The organism is Methylocystis sp. WRRC1 (genome assembly GCF_020733155.1).
Taxonomy (GTDB): domain Bacteria; phylum Pseudomonadota; class Alphaproteobacteria; order Rhizobiales; family Beijerinckiaceae; genus Methylocystis.
In genome coordinates this window covers 3,309,623-3,328,957 of the sequence record NZ_JAJFZJ010000001.1, presented here as the reverse complement: position 1 = coordinate 3,328,957, position 19,335 = coordinate 3,309,623, and the positions used below count along the sequence as shown (strand labels likewise).

Here is a 19,335-nt window from a genome sequence, read left to right as displayed (position 1 = left end):
CGCGGCCCTTTGCTCTTATAAGGCTCGCGAACAGGGCTCGGCGCTTTGAGCGGCGAGCCTTTTGCGTCGTTTTCACCCATCGTCGGCGGCGCGGGCGCACTTTGGTCCCTGCCCGCCGCGTGGACGAAGCCAAAGCGGATTGAAAGGAAGTTCCATGTCCCGGCGTTGCGAGCTGACCGGCAAGGGCGTGCAGACGGGTAATCTCGTCAGCCACTCCAATCGCAAGACGCGCACGCGTTTCCTGCCCAACCTCGTCAATGTGACGCTCGCCTCCGAGGCGCTCGCGCGTTCGGTGCGCCTGCGCATCTCGGCGGCCGCCCTGCGCTCGGTCGAGCACCGCGGCGGTCTCGACGCCTTCCTCGTGAAGGCGCGCGACGAGGAGCTTTCGCAGAACGCCCGCGTGCTGAAGCGCGAGATCGAGAAGAAGCAGAGCGCGGCCACCGCGTAATTGCCTTCGATCATTCTGGTCCGACATGGCCCCGTCGCTGTCAAGGCGTCGGGGCTTTTGTCGTTTCGAGAGTTCTGCGCCTATATCGACGCCTATGAACGTGCCGGGATAGAGGCTGACGCCCTGCCGCCCGAAGACGTTGCGCGACTCGTCGGCGGAGCAGCGACTGTCCTTGCGAGCGACGCGCCGCGTGTTTCGGAAACCCTGGCGCGGCTTGGCGTTACAACCGATGTGAGCGAATCGGCCTTTCGGGAAGCTCCGCCGCTCACGCCGAATCTGCCGCTGAAACTTCCGGCGATCGCGTGGATGATCCTCGCGCGGGCGCGCGGAGAATTTTCCCCCGCGCTGGCCGGGGCGCGCGACGATCTGCGCAGCCGCGCCGGGCAATGCGCGGAACGACTGCTGGAAGCGTCGGCGCAGGGCGACGTCGCGCTCGTCGGCCATGGCTGGTTCAACCGCTATGTGGCGCGGACGCTGGCCGGTCGCGGCTGGCGGCAGACCGCAGGGCCGGGGTTTGACCGGCCGTGGGGGTATTTGATTTTCAGTCCCTAGAAAAGCTCACGAGCCAGCTTGCGCCGCCCACCCGCTGCAGGGAGACTCGCCCCGCAAAGCGCGGTCCGGAAGGGGCAAATGTTCGGCGTCGACGCAGCGCCCTGCCCGACGGTCTCCGACCGCCATACCTCCCTGCTTGCGGGGAGATATGGCGGCTCGAGACTCGAAGCCTAGGACCTCACGTCCGGCGGCGTCGCTTCCGCCGCCAGCTGCGCCAGCGCCTCGTCGATTCCCATCTGCGTCTGCTGCTGCGAGCCGAGACGGCGAATCGAGATCGTGCGCTCGGCCGCCTCCTTCTTGCCCGCGACGAGAAGCACCGGAACCTTGGCGAGCGAATGTTCGCGCACCTTGTAGGTGATCTTCTCGTTGCGCGCGTCGATGTCGATGTTGAGTCCGAGTTTTCGCGCGGCGGCGGCAACCTCATAGGCGTAGTCGTCGGCCTCCTGCGTGATCGTGCAGATGACGATCTGCAGCGGCGAGAGCCACAGCGGCAGATGGCCGGCGAAATGCTCGATCAGAATGCCGGTGAAGCGCTCGAGCGAGCCGAACATGGCGCGGTGGATCATCACCGGAATCTTCTTGTCGCTGTCGGCGCCGATGTAGAAGGCGCCGAATCGCACCGGGAGGTTGAAGTCCACCTGAGTCGTGCCGCATTGCCATTCGCGGCCGATGGCGTCGCGCAGCGTATATTCGAGCTTCGGCCCGTAGAAAGCGCCCTCGCCTTCCTGAATGCTCGTCTTCAGCCCGCGTCTGGCAAGTTCGTCGAGCACCTTGCCGAGGGCGGCTTCCGCCTTGTCCCACGCCTCGTCCGAGCCGACGCGCTTTTCCGGGCGCGTCGAGAGCTTCACCACGACATCGTCGAAGCCGAAGTCGCGGTAGATCGTCAGGATGAGGTCGTTGATCTTCAGCGCCTCGTCCATGATCTGGTCTTCGGAGCAGAAGATATGCGCGTCGTCCTGCGTAAAGGCGCGCACGCGCATCATGCCGTGCAGCGCGCCGGACGGCTCGTAGCGATGCACGACGCCGAATTCCGCGATCTTCACCGGCAGGTCGCGATAGGACTTCAGCCCGTTCTTGAAGATCTGCACATGGCCGGGGCAGTTCATCGGCTTCAGCGCGAAAATACGCTCGTCTTCCGTCTTGGTGACGAACATGTTCTCGCGATAGGTCTGCCAGTGGCCCGACGTCTCCCACAGCGCGCGGTCGAGCACCTGCGGCGTGTTCACTTCCGTGTAGCCCGCCGCCTTCTGTCGCCGACGCATATAGGAGACGAGCGTCTGGAAGAGCGTCCAGCCTTTCGGATGCCAGAAAATCGCGCCCGGCCCCTCCTCCTGGAAATGAAAGAGATCCATCTCGCGGCCGAGGCGGCGGTGGTCGCGGCGCTCGGCTTCCTCCAGCCGATGCAGATAGGCGTCGAGCTCCTCCTGCGTGGCCCAGGCCGTGCCGTAGATGCGGCTGAGCATCGGCTTCGTCGAATCGCCGCGCCAATAGGCGCCCGCGACCTTCATCAGCTTGAAGGCCGTGCCAATCTTGCCGACCGAGGGCAGATGCGGGCCGCGGCAGAGATCGAGCCAATGGCCCTGCTTGTAAACGCTCAGCGGCTCGTCGGACTTGATGCTGTCGATGAGTTCGCCCTTGAAGGTCTCGCCCTTGGCGATGAACCAGGTCCTGGCGTGGTCGCGGTCCCATTCCTCGCGCACGATGGGCGCGTCGCGCGCGACGATCTCCCGCATCTTCTTCTCGATCACCGGCAGGTCTTCGAGCGTGAAGGGCTCGGCGCGATGGAAGTCGTAATAAAAGCCGTTCTCGATCACCGGGCCGATCGTGACCTGCGTGCCGGGATAAAGCTCCTGCACCGCCTCCGCCAGCACATGGGCGGCGTCGTGGCGAATGAGCTCCAGCGCGCGCGGGTCCTCGCGCGAGACGAACTCGATCTTCGCGTCCTGTTTTACAGGCTTCATCAGGTCGACCAGTTCGCCGTCGAGCGTCATGGCCACCGTGCGCTTGGCGAGGGAGGGGGAGATGCTCTTCGCGATGTCGAAGCCCGTGACGCCGGCTTCGAACTGACGGGACGCCCCATCGGGGAATGTGACCGCAACCATATTTGCCTCCTGACGCGCTCAATCGCCGCTGCAAACCGGCGTAAGTCGCTGTGGATGGAAGGCCGCGTTTTTAGCGCCCCGCGAGCGAGGGCGCAATTGCCCGGCCCCATCGCGCGGGCGCTCGGAGGCGGAGGAGTCTCCCGAAAAAAAAGCCGCCGGCGAAACGCGGGCGGCTTTCATTTTGTCTGGCGAATCGCGCGACCCGGCGTCAGTGAGAGCCCTCGAGATGAACGCCGTGGTGGTGGTGCTTGCCCCAGTGATAATCATGATGGTGGCGCCAATGCCTGTCATGGTGGCGCCCGTAGCCGTTGTGGCCGTGATGCTCGCGCATGTGCCGCTCATGCGTCGAGTGCCAGGCGAGAGCCTGACCCGACAGGACGACGACGCTGGCGGCGGCGGCGACGATGAACAGTTTGCGCACCATATTTCCTTCTCCCGTTGAATGTCTGTTTCCGTCCGTTGCTGCAAAGATAACGGCCTACAAACCGATCTAGAGCGGCGCTCTGTCACAATCGAGTGAAGTCGCAGTTGCGCCATTTTTCCTGCGGGCGTGGCGAATTTTCGGCGTTTACGTAAAGAAGCCTGCGATCTCGCGCGACGGTTTCGCCTGTCGGGGAACTTCGCTGCGTCGATCGCGCCGAATCCGGGCGCGCGCAAGCGGCGGCGCCATCACCGCTGATCGCCAATCCGGCATGGGCCGGCGCGCGAAGGCACTACGTGAAAATACTGCGACATTTCTTGTCGCGCGGAGTCGCTTCCCGCTCGCCCTTGCCGCCATATTTAACATCCCGAGCGGCGAAAGACCCCGACCGGCCACGGCATGGCCGCAGGGGCGCACTTTCCCTACTGCAGTCGAGAAGAAGGCGTGATGCGGAAGAATGGCGCGCCCGAAAGGATTCGAACCTCTGACCCCCAGATTCGTAGTCTGGTGCTCTATCCAGCTGAGCTACGGGCGCCCTGTCGTCTCATGACCGCCCCGGAGGCGGCGACGACTTGCGCTCGTTTAACGGCAAGCGGCCCGATTGGCAATAGCGGTTTTGAATTTGGCCACACAACGCTTGCGCAGGGCGTTTTTGCGTTTAAGTAGAAGGGTCTAACCGGGATTCATGATGGAAACTTTCATCTCGAATGGCGTCGAGATTGCGTATTCGGATTTCGAGCCCCTGACAGAAGATCGGCGCGAGCCCATCGTTCTCATTCACGGCTTCGCCTCCACCCATGCGGTGAACTGGATGTTCACCCAATGGGTGAAGACGCTGACCGAGGACGGCCGGCGCGTGATCGCCTTCGACAACCGGGGTCACGGGAGATCGCAGAAACTCTACGATCCGGCGCAATATTCGCTCGATATCATGGCGCAGGACGTGATCAACCTGCTCGATCATCTCGCCATCGAGCGCGCCGATGTGATGGGCTACTCGCTGGGCGCGCGAATCGCCACGGTCATGAGTCTGGCGCATCCCGAGCGCGTGCGCGGGCTGGTTCTCGGCGGCATCGGCCAGTATCTCGTCGAGGACGCCGGCCTGCCGGGCGGTCTTGCGGAGGCCATGGAGGCCGAGCGCATCGAGGACATCGACAATTCGATGCTCAAGATATTCCGCGGCTTCGCCGAATCGACGCGCAGCGATCTCGCCGCGCTCGCCGCCTGCGTGCGTGGCGCGCGCAAGGCGATCGAGCCGTCGCTTCTCGCCCGGATCGAGAGCCCGGTGCTCATCTGCGTCGGAACGCGGGACGACGTGGCCGGCGATCCCGCGCCGTTGCAGCCCCTGTTCCGCAATGTGCGAATTTTCGACATTCCCGGCCGCGACCACAACCGCGCCGTCGGCGACCGCCTCTACAAGCAGGCGGTGCTGGAGTTCCTGTCGGCGCGCCCCTGAGGCCGGCGCGCCGGGCGGGATGATTTCGGGATAGAAAACCCCTATATAGCGGGCGCAAGAGGAGAGCCCGAATGGCCGTCGACACCCGCGAACAATCCGCGAAAGTCATCGACTTCACGCAAGGGGACCCGATGCTCGCGCGGATGCGGCTCGAAGCGGAAGACGTGCTGCGCCGCGAACCCGAGCTTGGCGGCTTCATCCATCCGGCCGTGCTGGCGCAGGATTCCGTTGCGGGCGTGGTCACGCATCGCGTCGCCCAGCGGCTGGATCGCCCCGAGGCCTCCTACGCCGCGATCCGCCAGGCCTATGAGGCCTGCCTCGCGCGCGACCCGTCGATCGCCGAGGCCTTTCGCGCTGATCTGCTCGCGGTGGTCGAGCGCGACCCCGCCTGCACGCGGCTGATCGAGCCGGCGCTCTATTTCAAGGGTTTCCACGCGCTTCAGACCTACCGGCTGGCGCATTGGCTGTGGAAGAACGGCCGCAGCGACTTTGCGCTGACCCTGCAGAGTCTCTCGTCGCAGATTTTTCAGACCGACATTCACCCCGCCGCCGTCATCGGCAAGGGCGTGTTCATCGACCATGCGACCGGCGTCGTCATCGGCGCGACCAGCGTGATAGAGGACGACGTCTCGATGCTGCATGGCGTGACGCTGGGCGGCACCGGAAAGGCGCGCGGCGACCGGCACCCGAAGGTGCGTCGCGGCGTGCTGATCGGCGCCGGCGCGAAAGTGCTGGGCAATATCGAGATCGGCCGCTGCGCCATGATCGCGGCGGGTTCGGTGGTCCTTGACTCCGTGCCCGCAAACAAGACTGTCGCAGGCGTGCCGGCGCGAATCGTCGGCGACTCGAAATGCGCCGAGCCGGCGCTGGCGATGGACCAGATGCTGGCGGTTCTGGACGCAGGGATGTGAGGGCGAGGGGTTAACGTGAGCAGACTTCTTTTCGGCGCGGCGCTTTTCATCCTTTCGGCCGCGACTCTTTCGTCGCAACCCGCCCGCGCCGCCGGCTGGCATTACTATGATCCCGACTGCCCCATCGCGCTGGGCGAAAAGTCGATGAAATTCGTCGCCATGCAGCCGAAGAAGAACATCGACCGCGAATGCGTCGCCCTGCCCGACACCGGCCCGAGCGTCATCGTCCTCGACGCCTCGGACAATGAGCTGCGCGACATGAACTGGGACATTCGCATCCTGCGCAGCAAGGGGCCAAACGGCGAGGCCGACCCCGAGGCCGATGTCGTCGGGCGCCTGCCCGTGCAGAAATTCCGCAACGGGATGGTGAATTTCGATCAGGACTTCAAACAGCCCGGCAATTACGTGCTCTACGCGAAGCTCGTCAGCGACAATGGCGCCAAAAGCTACGAGGGCCGTCACCCCTTCTCCGTCGGCCTCATGACCGACGAGGAGTTCTACCTCTATATCGGCTTCGGCGTATTCGCCGTCGTCGCGGGCGGCGTCGCGTTCACAATGTGGCGGCAGGGGAAGCTGTTTTTCAGGATCCCGGATTTCTCGAAGCCGTCGTGATTGCGTTCTGCCCCCGCGGGAAGAACGCGCGGGCGCCTGTCGGGCGCCTCACCCAAACCTGTTATTCCTCGGGAACCCCCGCGGCGGCAGCCTTCCGGCTTCGGCGCGGTGGCCGATCCACTCTTTCAGCTCCAGCTTCTCGACGGTAAAGACGCGGCCCGACGAATCCGTCCATGTCAGCCCGTCGGCGAGCGAGAACACCTTTGCGTCCGCGACGCCGCCGTCCTTGTAGCGCTGCATGCGCACGCCCTTTCCGCGCGCCATGCGCGGCGCCTCCTCCAGCGGGAAGACGAGGAGCTTGCGGTTCTCGCCGATGATCGCGACATGATCGCCCGCCGCCTCCGTGACGACCTTCAGACGCGCCGGCGGTTCGACATTGAGCACGGCGCGGCCCTTTTTCGTTGACGACAGCAGATCGTCCTGCGCGACGACGAAGCCGCGCCCGTCGTCGGCGACGAGCAGCAATGACGCTTGCGGCTCATGCGGCAAGACGCGCGCGACGCTCGCATCCTCGTCGATATCCGCGAAAAGACGGATCGGCTCGCCATGCCCGCGCCCGCCCGGCAGTTTCGAGGCGTCGAGCGTATAGGCCTTGCCATTGGTGGCGAGCACGAGGATCTTCGACGTCGTCTGAGCAAAGAAGCTCGTATCCAGTTCGTCGTCGCCCTTGAACTGCAGCGTCGACAGATCTTGCACATGGCCTTTCAGCGCGCGAATCCAGCCCTTCTTCGAAACGACGACGGTGATCGGCTCGCGCTCGATCATGGCCTCCGCGAGATCGAGATCGACCGCGGCCGGCGCGTCCTCGAAGGTCGTGCGACGCTTGCCGATTTCAGTCTGAGGCCCGTAAATCTTCTTCAGCTCGCGGACCTGGGCGGCGATCGTCTTCCATTGCCTGCCGTCGTCGGCCAGCAGCGCCTCGATGTCTGCGCGCTCGTCCGTGAGTTCTTTCAGCTCGCGGCGCAGCTCCATTTCCTCGAGCTTGCGCAACGACCGCAGGCGCGTGTCGAGAATATAATCGACCTGAAGGTCGGTGAGCTTGAACGCCTTCTTCAGCTCGCCCTTGGCGTCGTCCTCCTCGCGGATGATGCGGATCACCTCGTCGAGATTGAGGAAGACGATGATCATGCCTTCCAGTTGCTCGATGCGGCGCAGGATCGCGGCGAGCCTGTGGCGCGAGCGGCGTTGCAGCACTTCGCGCCGGTGATCGAGCCACTGCCGCAGCGCCTCGTCGAGCGAGACGACGCGCGGCGTCACGCCGTCGACGAGAACATTCATGTTCATGCCGAAGCGCGTTTCGAGTTCGGAGAGCTTGAACAGCGTCTCCATCATCAGCGCCGCGTCGATGTTGCGCGAGCGCGGTTCGAGGACGATGCGCACGTCCTCCGCAGACTCGTCGCGCACGTCGGCGACGAGCGGGAGCTTGCGCTCCGAGATCAGCTCCGCAAGTTTTTCGATGAGACGCGACTTCTGCACGCCATAGGGAATTTCCGTTACGACGGCGACCCAGCCGCCGCGCGGCAGCTCCTCTTTCGTCCAGCGCGCGCGCACGCGGAAGGAGCCGCGCCCCGTGCGATAGGCCTCGACGATCTCCTCGCGCCTGTCGACGATAATGCCGCCGGTCGGAAAATCCGGCCCCTGCACGAAAGTGAGCAGCTGCTCGCTCGTCGCATTTCGATGCGAAATGAGATAGAGCGCCGCGTCGCAGAGCTCGGCGAGATTGTGCGGCGGGATCGACGTCGCCATGCCGACCGCAATGCCCTGCGCGCCATTCGCCAACATGTTCGGCAGCGCCGAGGGGAGGACGATCGGCTCCTTCTCTTCGCCTGAATAATTCGGCTTGAAGTCGATCGCGTCTTCGTCGATGCCTTCGAGCAGCCCGCGCGCGACGGACGTCATGCGCGCTTCGGTGTAGCGATAGGCGGCGGCCGAGTCGCCGTCGATATTTCCGAAATTGCCCTGCCCGTCGACGAGCGGATAGCGCGAGGAGAAATCCTGCGCGAGACGCACCAGAGCGTCATAGATCGCCTGGTCGCCATGAGGATGGAACGAGCCCATCACGTCGCCGACGATCTTCGCGCATTTCTTGAACGGCGCGCCGGGATCGAGCCGCAGCACATGCATGCCGTAGAGAATGCGACGGTGAACGGGTTTCAGACCGTCGCGCGCGTCGGGCAGGGCGCGGTCGGTGATTGTCGACAGCGCATAACGCAGGTAGCGTTCTTCCAGCGCCTCGCGCAGATCGACCGGCGTCGGAGCCGTCTCCTCGCCGCCGCCCTTGCCCCTGCCCGCCGAACCGCCCTTTTGCGCCATTCACCTGATCCTGTTGTCGCGCGCCCGCGCCCGTCCTATGAGCCGCGAGCCGACGGCGCAAGCGCGCCGTCGTCAATCCACAAGTCTAACCGCCAGCCCTGACGGCATTTTTTCTTTTACCCGAAATAGTTGCATTTTAACGCTTGCCGCGCCGCGGCCGCCTCCTTTAGAAAAGTAGCCGCTTCGATGGCGCGGCGCTATGACGCGCGAATTTCAGTCATCCCTCCAGCAAGGCGAAAATGAAGAAAATCCTTACGCTTCTGGCCATGACGTCAATTTTTGCCGGCGCCGCGCAAGCTCTCGAATTCCCGTTCTTTTCCGTCGCTGATTCGGCTCACGCCGCGCGCCGCCGCGCCGCGCCCGCGCGCGAGGAAGCCCGCAACGACGAAGGGATGCAGGCGGTGTGTCGCGAGATCCTCGTCGACACCGACGAGGGATATGGCGTGACGAGCAAGGAATCGCGAATCATCTGCGACGAACTGCGCTGAGCCGGTTCTCACGCCGCGGCCCGCGCAAGGGCGTCGATATAAAGCGCGCGTGAAGCCGGCATCGCCACGCCGCGCGGCGCCAGCACGTCGCGGGTGAGAAAATAGCCGGTCAGCCGGAAGGCGGCGGCGACGTCATCGACAGCGGCCACATCACTCGCCTCTCGCAGGAACGCCGGATAGGGCAGCAGCCGCTCCCGCCAGGGCGCGCCCGCCTCACGGCTCACCGCGCGGCCGGATTTGGGCGACACATAGGCCAGATCATCGCGCGCGCCGGTGAGCGCGCAGGCGCCGAGATCAAGGCCGAAACCGAGCGCGCCCAGCAACGCCAGTTCAAATCGCGCCATCAATGGCGCGGCGAAGTCAGCCGCATCGAGCCGGCAGGCGATGGCGTCGGCCATTTCGAACAATTCCTCGTAAGGATCGCGTTCCGGAAGCAGGCGGAGCCACGCCGCCAGCGCCGCAACGCCGTGCAGCGCCGCGCCGCGATCCAGATAACGTGCAGCGCGGGAAGCGAGCGGTTCGATGGCGAAGGCGCCGAGATGGACCTCCAGCCGCGCTCGCCAGCTGGCGACCACGAGATTGCCGGGCTGCAGGACGGGCCGCATCGCCTGCGAGCGGCCTCCCCGCACGACGCCGAGGTGGCGGCCATGCTGGCGGGTCATCAGTTCGAGAATGACGGAAGTCTCGCCGTGCTTTCGCGCGCCGATCACGAGACCCTCGTCGCGCCATTCCATTTCGGGCTCAGACCTCGGAAAGTTTTATGTCCGGCTTGTATTCCAGGTCTTCGACATCCTTGGTCAAAGCCTGTCCGCAAATGACGCGGCCCTTTGCGGAATCGAAAGTAAGCGTGGGCGAGCCATAGAGCTGCCAGCCCATGCTCAGCGCCTGTGTGACGCGATGACAGAAGGAGACGTCGTCAGGGCCGGTCAGATATCGATAGACGGTCGTGACCTTGCGTTTCTCCGACATTTTCCCTCCCCGCAGAATCTGCTTCGATCGTCGATACTACCCGCCCTTTGGAAACTCCAGACGCATTTCGCGGTAGCGCTCCGGATCGTCCGCCCAGTTTTCCCGAACCTTAACGAAGAGGAAAAGGTGAACGGGCTGCTCGGCGGCCTCCGCGATCTCGCGCCGCGCCGCCTGGCCGATGGCCTTTATGGTCTTCCCGCCCTCGCCGATGACGATGCGTTTCTGCCCCTCGCGGGTGACATAGATCGTCTGCTCGATGCGCGCCGAGCCGTCCTTCTGGTTCGTCCACGAATCGGTTTCGACGGTCGACTGATAGGGCAGTTCGTCGTGCAGCCGCTCATAGATCTGCTCGCGCGTGATCTCGGCGGCGAGCAGCCGCAGCGGCGCGTCGGAGAGCTGGTCCTCTGGGTAGAGCCACGGCCCCGCCTTCATGCGCTTTCCGAGCGCATGGCGCAGATCCCCGACGCCGTCGCCGGTGAGCGCGGAGACCATGAAGGTCTCCTCGAACTTCCCGCGCTCATTCATTTTCGCGGCGAGCGCGAGCAGCTTTTCGCGGGCGATCACGTCGATCTTGTTCAGCACCAGAATCTTCGGCGCCTTCACTTCCGCAAGCTGCGTCAGGATCGACTCGACTTCCTCATCGAGCCCCCTTCGCGCATCGACCAGCAGAGCGACGACATCGGCGTCGGTCGCGCCGGAAAGCGCGCTCGCGACCATGGCGCGATCGAGCCGGCGCTTCGGCTTGAAGATGCCGGGCGTATCGACCAGTATGATCTGCGCCGGTCCGTCGATGGCGATGCCGCGCACGAGCGCCCGCGTCGTCTGCGCCTTGCGCGAGACGATCGACACTTTCGCGCCAACGAGCTGGTTCAATAGCGTCGACTTGCCGGCGTTGGGCGCGCCGACGAGCGCCGCGAAGCCGCAGCGCGTTTCCTGTCCAGCGGCGTTTTCTTCGGTCACGTCGATCCCTTTCCGTCCTCGACGCCCTCGCGCGCCATGAAAGCCGCCGCGGCCGCCTGTTCCGCGACACGCTTCGAGGCGCCGGCTCCCCCGGCCGATTCGAAGCCTTCTATGTCCACCGCCATCTCGAATGAGGGCGCGTGGTCCGGCCCGCTGCGCGCGATCAGCCGGTAACGCGGCGGCGGGAGCCGGCGAGCCTGCGCCCATTCCTGCAGCGCGGTCTTGGCGTCGCGCAGGTCGCGCCCCGCTTCCAGCATTTTCGGGCCAAAGCCCGCGCGCACCACACGCCCGGCGGCGTCAGCGCCGCCGTCCAGAAACACCGCGCCGATGATCGCCTCGCACACGTCGCCGAGAATCGCGCGCTTCTTGCGGCCGCCGGTCTGCGCCTCGCCCTCGCCCAGCCTCATATAGGGCCCGACGCCCCAGATCTCCGCGACTTCCGCGCAGGTCTCCTTGCGCACCAGCGCGGCGAGGCGGCGCGAGAGTTCGCCCTCGCTCTCGCCGGGAAAAGCCTCGTAAAGCATGTGCGCCACGGCGAGGCCGAGCACGCGGTCGCCGAGAAACTCCAGCCGTTCGTATGACTCGGGCCGTTGCGACGACGCGCTGACATGGGTCAGCGCCCATCGCAGCAGGGACTGGTCGGCGAACCTGTGTCCGACGCTCTCCTCGAGGGCGGCGAGATCGACTTTCGCCCGCGCCATCGCGCGCTCAATGGGCCGGCTTGAACAGGCGATCCCAGCGCACCGACCACGGCCAGCGCCAGAAGGCGAGCGCAGATTCGTCCTTCTTCACCGAGAAGAAGATGATCTCCGCGCGGCCGACGAGATTGATGAAGGGCACATAGCCCACCCCGCCCAGATCCGGCGCGATGCGCGAATCGGTGGAGTTGTCGCGATTGTCGCCCATCATGAAATATTGATCCGGCGGCACGACGAAGAGCTCGGTGTTGTCGTTGATGCCGTGGTCGCCCTCGATCTCGATGATCGTGTGCTCGACGCCCGGATAGCCGTCGCCCCCCGGCAGGGTTTCCTTGTAGGTCGGAACCGGAACCTCGCGGCCTTCGCGGCTTTCGGTGCGGGCCTTCTCGATCGGCTCGCGCGGCACGATCACGCCATTGATGTAGAGGCGGCCCTCGATGACCTGGATACGGTCGCCCGGCAGGCCGATCACGCGCTTGATGTAATCCGTCTCATTGTCGCGCGGCAGCTTGAAAACGACCACGTCGCCGCGCTTGGGCGGCGAGGAAAGGATGCGGCCCGGCAGGATGTTGGGGCCGAAGGGCATGGAGTAATTCGAATAGCCGTAGGCGTATTTCGACACGAAGACATAGTCGCCGATCAAAAGCGTCGGGATCATCGAGCCTGACGGGATGTTGAAGGGCTGAAACAGCAGCGTGCGAATGACGAGCGCGATGGCGAGCGCCTGGACGATCACCTTGATCGTTTCCAGCAGACCGCCTTCTTCGTGTTTGTCAGCCACCGGGACGTTCCTGCTCAAGCCGCCTCACTCCTTCGTCGTTGGGCGGCGTCGGCCTGCCCGGCTTGCCCCGCTTAGCACGCCACGGCCTCAATGAGAACCTGCGCTTGCGCGAGAGGATATTCGTCCGTGAGCGTCAGATGGATGACGGCGCGCATGCCCGGCGGGGTCATCTCCTCCAGCCGCGCGGCCGCGCCCCCGGTGAGCGCCATGGTCGGCCGGCCGGAGGGAAGGTTCACGACCCCCATGTCCCTCCAGAACACGCCCTGTCTTATGCCTGTGCCGAGCGCCTTGGCGCAGGCCTCCTTGGCGGCGAAGCGCTTGGCGTAGGTGGCGGCGCGCGCCGCGCGGCGATCCGACTTCGCGCGCTCTATGTCCGTGTAGATCCGGCGCGTGAAACGCTGCCCGTAACGCTCGAGCGCCCGCTCGATGCGGCGGATGTCGCAGAGATCATTGCCGAAGCCGAGAATCATCGAAGCTGCGCCTTTCCACGCGCATTACCCTTCGAGACGCGCGCCCGGCGCGCTCCTCGGGATGAGGAAGCCGGTTCTTGCCAGGCGGCGCGTCATGCGGCGCTCGCCCTGCCCTCGTCCATCGCGCGCCGCATCTGCCGGATGGCCTCGGCGAGACCGACGAAGACCGCTTCGCCGATGAGGAAATGGCCGATGTTCAGCTCGACGATCTGCGGCAGGGCCGAAACGCGGCGCGCGGTCTCATAGTCGAGCCCGTGCCCGGCGTGGACCTCGATGCCGCGCTCAGCGGCGTAGGCGGCGGCCTTTTCGACGCGCGCGAACTCCCGCTCGGCAAGGGCGAGATCGCGCACCTCCACCGCATGGCACCAGGCCCCCGTGTGAAGCTCCACGACCGGCGCCCTGATCGATACGGCGGCGTCGATCGCCTCCTCCGATGGCTCGATGAACAGCGAAACCCTTATGCCGCCGCGCGCGAGCTGATCGACATAGGGCGCGAGATAGTCATGCCCGCCCACGACGTCGAGCCCGCCCTCGGTCGTGCGCTCGGTGCGCTTTTCGGGGACGAGACAGACGGCGTGCGGCGCGGTGGCGAGCGCGATGTCGAGCATCTGCCCGGTCGCGGCCATTTCGAAATTGAGCGGCCGGGTGATGGCGGCCTTGAGCCGCGCCATGTCGGCGTCGTTGATGTGGCGGCGATCCTCGCGCAGATGCGCCGTAATGCCGTCGGCGCCAGCTTCGATAGCGAGCAGCGCCGCCCGCACGGGGTCGGGGCGCGGCCCGCCGCGGGCGTTGCGGATGGTGGCGACGTGATCGACGTTGACGCCGAGACGGAGGGATTTGGTGTTCATGCGGCTTTCTTAGCGCGCGCGGGGGGCGATTGCCATTGGGGCGGGCGGCGGACGCCAGGCTTTCCGCAGGAAGTCTTGCCCAAGAAAAGTCTACAGAAATCAGGAGCATGATCCTGGCGCAAATCTCGATTTACACAAATTTCCATGAATCAATGTGGGGATTGATCATAGAGCCGTATTCGCTGGTAAATAAATATGATGTATAAATCGGCCTTACTTGGGATAAACTTAATCTTTGCAATAAGGAGTTGGTAAATGAAAGCTCGAGGTCTCGCGGCTTCTTTAGCCGTGACTGTCATGCTTTTCGCAGGCGCAGCGTTTGCGAAAGTTCCCTACTTCGCCGCCAAATGCCCAACGGACATCTCAGTCGAAACCGACCGGGCCGGCCGCGCTTATCTGAACGGAAAAAGAGCGACGGTCCGCTCGAAGAACGCGAATTATTCCGAGATCGTGGGGGGCGGCGTCACCATCAGCGTTGCGCGGGATTCGGGTTCGCTGATCGTCTCCTATACCGGGCCGCACAGAGCCAATGGCGTGTGCCAGGTCGTTGAACAGGAGACTGTCGAGAGCGCCCCGTCGGAGCCAGCCAGGCCGGAGTCGGCCAAGGTTTACGACGACGTGCCGAAGCGCGACAAGCAAGCCTGCCTGAAGGCGGTGAAGAAGACGACGCACAATCCGAAAGTGGTGGTGATCAGCGCCGTCTCATCGGAGGCGAACAACACCGTGACGGTCGGCGTCGGCGCGGAGAAAGCGCCGTGGCGCTGTCTCGTCAAGCGCGGCAAGGTCGCCGACGTGATGTCCCAGACGGATGAAGGCGCCCTCTGATCGACAATGCGCGGCGGCTCGATCCGCCGCGCTCCTCACCCGATCACCCGCTCCACCTTGCTCACCAGCGGGCTCGCGCGCAGCCGGGCGATGACGTCTGTCAGGTGCTTCAGATCCGCAACTTCGAGATCGAAAGTCATCTCGCGGAAGTCTGGCGAATGGGCCCGGAAGCTGATGTTGTCGATATTGGCGCCCGTCTCGCCGATCAGCGTCGCGAGCGCCCCGAGAGAACCCGGCTCGTTCATCGCCGTTGCGACGATGCGCGCGGGGAAGAGTTCGCGCGTGTCGGCGTCGATGTCCCAGCGCACGTCGAGCCAGCGGTCGGGCTGGTCGTCGAAGGCGGTGAGGGATGGCGACTGGATCGGATAGATGGTGATGCCCTCGCCCGGCGTGAGAATGCCGACGATTCGGTCGCCCGGCACGGCGCCGCCCTCGGGCGCGAAGCGCACGGGCGCGTCACCGCGCAGCCCGCGGATCGGGATGGCGCCCGGCGCGCCGTCGACGGCGTCCGGGGCCTTGAACACGACATTGGCGTTGGCCTTGACGCCGAACCAGCCCGGCTCGCCCGGCCCCATCGGCGTCGGGCCGCCTTTGCGCTCCTCGCTGAAGTCTGGATAGACGGCCTTCACCACGTCGCCGGAATAGATTTCCCCGCGCCCCACCGCCGCCAGCACATCGTCGATCGACGGCCGCGCCAGCCGCGTCAGCACGGCCTTCAGCTTGTCGTCCGAATAGGCCCGGCCCGCGCGCTCGAAGGCCCGCTCGATGATCTGCCGGCCGAGCCCCGCATATTGCTGGCGCACGGCCTCGCGCGTGGCGCGGCGTATGGCGGCGCGCGCCTTGCCGGTGACCACCGCGGCCTCCCACGCCGCCGGCGGAACATGCCCGTCGGCGCGGATGATCTCGACCTCGTCGCCGTTCTGCAAAGGCGACAGGACTGGCGCGACGCGGCCGTTGATCTTGGCGCCCACCGCCGAATTGCCGAGCTTGGTGTGCACGGCGTAGGCGAAATCGATCGGCGTCGCGCCGCGCGGCAGGGCGATCAGCCCGCCCTTGGGCGTGAAGCAGAAGACCTGATCCTGGAACAATTCGAGCCGCGTGTGCTCCAGAAACTCCTCGGGATGGCTGTCGCCATGGGCGAGCAGCTCCAGCGTCTCCTGCAGCCAGCGGAAGGCGCGGCTTTCCTTCGCCAGCTCCTCGCGGCCTTCTTCGCCGGTCGCGTCCTTGTAGAGCGCATGGGCGGCGATGCCGAAGCGTGCGATCTCGTGCATCTCCGCCGTCCGGATCTGCAGTTCGACGCGCTGATGGCCGGGGCCGATGACAGTGGTGTGGATCGAGCGATAGTCGTTCTGCTTGGGCGTCGAGATGTAGTCCTTGAAGCGCCCCGGAACATTTGGCCATTTGGTGTGAATGACGCCGAGCGCGCGATAGCAGTCCTCCACCGCGCCGACGATGATGCGGAAACCGAAAATATCCGAGAGCTGCTCGAAGGAGACGGATTTGCGCTCCATCTTGCGCCACACGGAATAAGGCGTCTTCTGCCGCCCGGTGACCGCCGCCTCTATGCCGCGCCTCGAAAATTCCTTTGTCAGCTCGTCTTCGATGCGCTTGATGATGCGGCCGTTCTTCGTGCGCAGATCATGCAGCCGCTCTTCGATCGTCTGATAGGCCTCGGGCATCAGATGGCGAAAGGCGAGGCCTTCCAGCTCCTCGCGCAGGCGCTGCATGCCCATGCGGCCGGCGAGCGGCGCATAGATGTCGAGCGTTTCCTGCGAGATCCGGGCGCGCTTTTCCTGCGGCACGAAATGCAGCGTGCGCATGTTGTGCAGACGGTCGGCGAGCTTTACGAGCAGCACGCGCACGTCTTCCGCGACGGCGAGGAGAAGCTTGCGGAAATTCTCTCCCTGCCGCGCCTGCTTGGAGACGAGATCCAGCTTCTCGATCTTGGTGAGGCCGTCGACGAGCTTGCCGATCTGCTCGCCGAAAAGACGGTCTATCTCCTCGCGGGTCGTCTCAGTGTCTTCGATCGTGTCGTGCAGCACCGCCGCGACGATCGTCGCGTCGTCGAGCTTGAGATCGGTAAGGATCGCCGCGACTTCCAGCGGATGGGAGAAATAGGGGTCGCCCGAGGCGCGGGTCTGCTGCCCATGCGCCTTCATGGCGTAGACATAGGCCCGGTTGAGCAAATCTTCGTCGACGCGCGGATTATATTTCCGCACTCGCTCGACGAGTTCATATTGACGCATCATGCGCGACAGCCGCCGACCTGCAGCGCGGCCGGCGCCGCCGCCGCGTTCGACGCAAGCTACGCGCTACGCGACAAACGACGCCCGGCCGCTGGGAGTTTTCACCAGTGTAGACCAGCTTGGCGGCGGTCTCAAACAGGAGAAGCCGAAAACCGCGCCTCGTTGGCGAAGACGGGGCTTACTCGCCCTCGTCCTCGACCTCGGCCGGGGGCACGAGCCCTTCGAGGCCGCGCAGGAGGTCTTCCTCGGTCATGCGGTCGAACTGGGCTTCGCCCTCGAAGTCGCCTGCGCCCGACGCCGGCGTCAGCGCCGGAGCGGCCTCGGCCTCCGGCTCGTCCACTTCGACATGGCGCTGCAACGAGTGGATGAAGTCTTCCGACAGATCCTCGGGAGCAAGGGCCGACTCGGCGATCTCGCGCAAGGCGACGACCGGGTTTTTGTCGCGGTCGCGCTCGACGAGAATCTGCTGGCCAGAGGAAATCAGCCGCGCCCGATGCGCCGCGAGAAGAACGAGATCGAAGCGGTTCTCGATCTTGTCAATGCAATCTTCGACGGTGACGCGCGCCATCTGATGCAGAACTCCTGTAAGGAAGGGGAATGAAGGCTGATACGCCAGAATCCCCCGTTAATCAACAGCGACGACTCAATCCAGGCATCGGGGGCCGCCTCAGCCGCGCATGACGCTTCTTTCGTAGAGAGCTCCACATATCGTAGAAAGCTCCGTACTTTTCCGGAATTTTTGAATTGATTTTAAGCGCTGCAAGGATTTAGATAGGTTGATCTTGGAGAAACTTTGTTAAAATTATTGTCAACGGCAACTGCCGCGCTTGACCTGTCGCATCTTCGGGGCAATCTATCCGTTTAACAGGTTAGGCGACGATGCGCCTGCAAGCGTGTGGGATTTGGCTGAAATTGTCAACTCTCCTATAGATTGCAAGCGCGGGCCCATCAAAACGCAAGAATTGAAACGGGCGAGAGCCGAACGAAGGAAGAAGGCAAGACGACCCTCGTGAACGCCGCTGTGGGTTGACGGCGTTATTTAAAAGTCGTCATGTCATCTCAGCATAAACCCGACCGTGAGAACGAAATGGCTGATATCGAGCGAATTGCATTATTCATTGACGGCGCGAATCTCTATGCGACCGCGAAATCGCTGGGATTCGACATCGACTACAAGCGCCTGCTCCGCGAGTTCCAGGGCAAGGGCCGCCTCATCCGCGCCTTCTATTACACCGCACTGATCGAGGATCAGGAATATTCGTCGATTCGCCCGCTCATCGACTGGCTGGACTACAACGGCTACGCCGTCGTCACCAAGCCGACGAAGGAATTCGTGGATTCTCTCGGCCGCCGCAAGGTGAAGGGCAATATGGACATCGAGCTCGCTGTCGACGCGATGGAGATGGCCGAACATATCGACCACATGGTGCTCTTCTCCGGCGATGGCGATTTCCGCTCGCTGGTCGAGGCCGTGCAGCGCAAGGGCGTGCGCGTCTCCGTGATCTCCACGATCACCACGCAGCCGCCGATGATCGCCGACGAACTGCGCCGCCAGGCGGACGAATTCATCGACCTGATCCACCTCGTCAGCAAGATCGGCCGCGATCCGGGCGAGCGCGCCGAGCGCATGCAGCGCTATCAGGAGCGCCGGCCCATGCCGCAGACCGCTCCGGCTGGCCATGAGGAAGACGAGGAGTAATCCTCCTCGTCAAGCTTCCTTCTGCGAATTCCAAAGCCCGGCGCCTCCGCCGGGCTTATCCTTTGTCGCGCATCAGCCGGCCTTTTTCGCGGCTCCAGTCGCGCTTCTTCTCCACCTCGCGCTTGTCGTGCAGTTTCTTGCCGCGACCCATCGCAATCGTCAGTTTCGCGCGGCCCTTTGCATTGAAATAGAGCTTCAGCGGCACGATGGTCATGCCCTCGCGCTCCACGGCCTGCGCCAGCTTCGCCAGCTCGCGCTTCTTGAGCAGCAGCTTTCGCGGGCGCTTGGGCTCGTGGTTGAAGCGGTTCCCCGCGAGATATTCGGGAATATTTGCGTTGACCAGCCAGGCTTCGCCCTGCCGGTCGACGTGGCAATAGCTTTCGGCGATCGTCGCCTTGCCGGTGCGCAGCGACTTCACCTCCGTGCCGGTCAGCGAAATCCCGGCCTCGAAGGTTTCGCCGATCTCGTAATGGAAGCGCGCCTTGCGGTTGTCGGCGACGACCTTGAAATTCGGGTCCTGCTTCGGGGCCACGGAA

The 19,335-nt window shown here is 64.4% G+C and carries 21 protein-coding genes and 1 tRNA gene; 8 read left to right on the top strand and 14 right to left on the bottom strand.

All coding sequences use genetic code 11. The features are described 5' to 3' along the window. Positions 1-154 precede the first annotated feature (154 nt). Together rpmB and LG047_RS16340 are read left to right on the top strand one after the other, a co-directional pair. A complete protein-coding gene (rpmB, locus tag LG047_RS16345; protein WP_036282883.1) occupies positions 155-448 on the top strand; it encodes a 50S ribosomal protein L28 in 294 nt (97 codons plus the stop codon). 57 nt (positions 449-505) lie between these two features. Further along, positions 506-1,000, top strand: a complete 495-nt coding sequence (locus LG047_RS16340) for a hypothetical protein (protein WP_227967799.1) — start codon at positions 506-508, stop codon at positions 998-1,000. Between the two features lie 170 nt (positions 1,001-1,170). On the opposite strand, the gene thrS is transcribed toward LG047_RS16340, so the two are convergent. From thrS to LG047_RS16325, 3 genes are all read right to left on the bottom strand, one after another. Then, positions 1,171-3,102 (bottom strand): threonine--tRNA ligase, encoded by a 1,932-nt coding sequence (thrS, locus tag LG047_RS16335; RefSeq protein WP_227967798.1) that lies wholly within the window; start codon positions 3,100-3,102, stop codon positions 1,171-1,173. 208 nt (positions 3,103-3,310) lie between these two features. Continuing rightward, positions 3,311-3,526: a hypothetical protein gene (locus LG047_RS16330; RefSeq protein WP_227967796.1), complete on the bottom strand. Its 216-nt coding sequence runs from the start codon at positions 3,524-3,526 to the stop codon at positions 3,311-3,313. 455 nt (positions 3,527-3,981) lie between these two features. Then, positions 3,982-4,058, bottom strand: a tRNA-Arg gene (locus LG047_RS16325). Between the two features lie 153 nt (positions 4,059-4,211). On the opposite strand from LG047_RS16325, the gene LG047_RS16320 reads away from it, so the two are divergent. The 3 genes from LG047_RS16320 (at position 4,212) to LG047_RS16310 (ending at position 6,502) form a co-directional block, all read left to right on the top strand. Further along, positions 4,212-4,979: an alpha/beta fold hydrolase gene (locus tag LG047_RS16320; protein ID WP_036287713.1), complete on the top strand. Its 768-nt coding sequence runs from the start codon at positions 4,212-4,214 to the stop codon at positions 4,977-4,979. A 71-nt stretch (positions 4,980-5,050) separates the two neighbouring features. Beyond that, positions 5,051-5,890 (top strand): serine O-acetyltransferase, encoded by an 840-nt coding sequence (cysE, locus tag LG047_RS16315; RefSeq protein WP_036282889.1) that lies wholly within the window; start codon positions 5,051-5,053, stop codon positions 5,888-5,890. 15 nt (positions 5,891-5,905) lie between these two features. Beyond that, positions 5,906-6,502, top strand: a complete 597-nt coding sequence (locus LG047_RS16310) for a hypothetical protein (RefSeq protein ID WP_036282891.1) — start codon at positions 5,906-5,908, stop codon at positions 6,500-6,502. Positions 6,503-6,550: 48 nt separating this feature from the next. Here the strand turns inward: LG047_RS16310 and parC are convergent, their stop codons facing one another. Next, positions 6,551-8,815 carry a DNA topoisomerase IV subunit A gene (gene parC / locus LG047_RS16305; RefSeq protein ID WP_036282893.1) on the bottom strand — a complete coding sequence of 755 codons (2,265 nt, stop codon included), beginning with the start codon at positions 8,813-8,815 and terminating at the stop codon, positions 6,551-6,553. A 239-nt stretch (positions 8,816-9,054) separates the two neighbouring features. Between parC and LG047_RS16300 the strand changes: the two genes are divergently transcribed. Continuing rightward, positions 9,055-9,303 carry a hypothetical protein gene (locus LG047_RS16300; protein ID WP_192815593.1) on the top strand — a complete coding sequence of 83 codons (249 nt, stop codon included), beginning with the start codon at positions 9,055-9,057 and terminating at the stop codon, positions 9,301-9,303. Between the two features lie 8 nt (positions 9,304-9,311). Here the strand turns inward: LG047_RS16300 and recO are convergent, their stop codons facing one another. The 7 genes from recO to LG047_RS16265 form a co-directional block, all read right to left on the bottom strand. After that, the gene (gene recO / locus LG047_RS16295) at positions 9,312-10,037 is read right to left on the bottom strand and encodes a DNA repair protein RecO (RefSeq protein WP_036282895.1); all 726 of its coding nucleotides are present in this window, start codon (positions 10,035-10,037) and stop codon (positions 9,312-9,314) included. A gap of 7 nt (positions 10,038-10,044) precedes the next feature. Next, a complete protein-coding gene (locus LG047_RS16290) occupies positions 10,045-10,272 on the bottom strand; it encodes a DUF1737 domain-containing protein (protein ID WP_036282897.1) in 228 nt (75 codons plus the stop codon). Between the two features lie 36 nt (positions 10,273-10,308). After that, positions 10,309-11,232 carry a GTPase Era gene (gene era, locus LG047_RS16285; RefSeq protein WP_227967795.1) on the bottom strand — a complete coding sequence of 308 codons (924 nt, stop codon included), beginning with the start codon at positions 11,230-11,232 and terminating at the stop codon, positions 10,309-10,311. Continuing rightward, positions 11,229-11,933: a ribonuclease III gene (gene rnc, locus LG047_RS16280; RefSeq protein WP_036282899.1), complete on the bottom strand. Its 705-nt coding sequence runs from the start codon at positions 11,931-11,933 to the stop codon at positions 11,229-11,231. The genes era and rnc overlap by 4 nt, the downstream gene beginning before the upstream one ends. Before the next feature lie 7 nt (positions 11,934-11,940). Further along, positions 11,941-12,711: a signal peptidase I gene (gene lepB / locus LG047_RS16275; protein WP_227967794.1), complete on the bottom strand. Its 771-nt coding sequence runs from the start codon at positions 12,709-12,711 to the stop codon at positions 11,941-11,943. 71 nt (positions 12,712-12,782) lie between these two features. Next, complete coding sequence (acpS, locus tag LG047_RS16270) at positions 12,783-13,181, bottom strand: holo-ACP synthase (RefSeq protein ID WP_036282903.1); 399 nt, start codon at positions 13,179-13,181, stop codon at positions 12,783-12,785. Between the two features lie 92 nt (positions 13,182-13,273). Further along, positions 13,274-14,029, bottom strand: a complete 756-nt coding sequence (locus LG047_RS16265) for a pyridoxine 5'-phosphate synthase (protein WP_227967793.1) — start codon at positions 14,027-14,029, stop codon at positions 13,274-13,276. 255 nt (positions 14,030-14,284) lie between these two features. On the opposite strand from LG047_RS16265, the gene LG047_RS16260 reads away from it, so the two are divergent. Continuing rightward, on the top strand, positions 14,285-14,854 hold the full coding sequence (locus tag LG047_RS16260; protein ID WP_144259587.1) for a hypothetical protein: 570 nt from the start codon (positions 14,285-14,287) through the stop codon (positions 14,852-14,854). Positions 14,855-14,889: 35 nt separating this feature from the next. On the opposite strand, the gene LG047_RS16255 is transcribed toward LG047_RS16260, so the two are convergent. Both LG047_RS16255 and rpoZ read right to left on the bottom strand, forming a co-directional pair. Then, positions 14,890-17,103, bottom strand: coding sequence for a bifunctional (p)ppGpp synthetase/guanosine-3',5'-bis(diphosphate) 3'-pyrophosphohydrolase (locus tag LG047_RS16255; RefSeq protein WP_036282906.1), 2,214 nt, complete (start codon positions 17,101-17,103; stop codon positions 14,890-14,892). 175 nt (positions 17,104-17,278) lie between these two features. Continuing rightward, positions 17,279-17,668 carry a DNA-directed RNA polymerase subunit omega gene (rpoZ, locus tag LG047_RS16250; RefSeq protein ID WP_036282907.1) on the bottom strand — a complete coding sequence of 130 codons (390 nt, stop codon included), beginning with the start codon at positions 17,666-17,668 and terminating at the stop codon, positions 17,279-17,281. Between the two features lie 519 nt (positions 17,669-18,187). On the opposite strand from rpoZ, the gene LG047_RS16245 reads away from it, so the two are divergent. Beyond that, positions 18,188-18,799 (top strand): NYN domain-containing protein, encoded by a 612-nt coding sequence (locus LG047_RS16245; RefSeq protein ID WP_036282909.1) that lies wholly within the window; start codon positions 18,188-18,190, stop codon positions 18,797-18,799. Between the two features lie 55 nt (positions 18,800-18,854). Here the strand turns inward: LG047_RS16245 and smpB are convergent, their stop codons facing one another. Beyond that, positions 18,855-19,331, bottom strand: a complete 477-nt coding sequence (gene smpB, locus LG047_RS16240) for an SsrA-binding protein SmpB (RefSeq protein WP_227967792.1) — start codon at positions 19,329-19,331, stop codon at positions 18,855-18,857. Between the last annotated feature and the right edge of the window lie 4 nt (positions 19,332-19,335).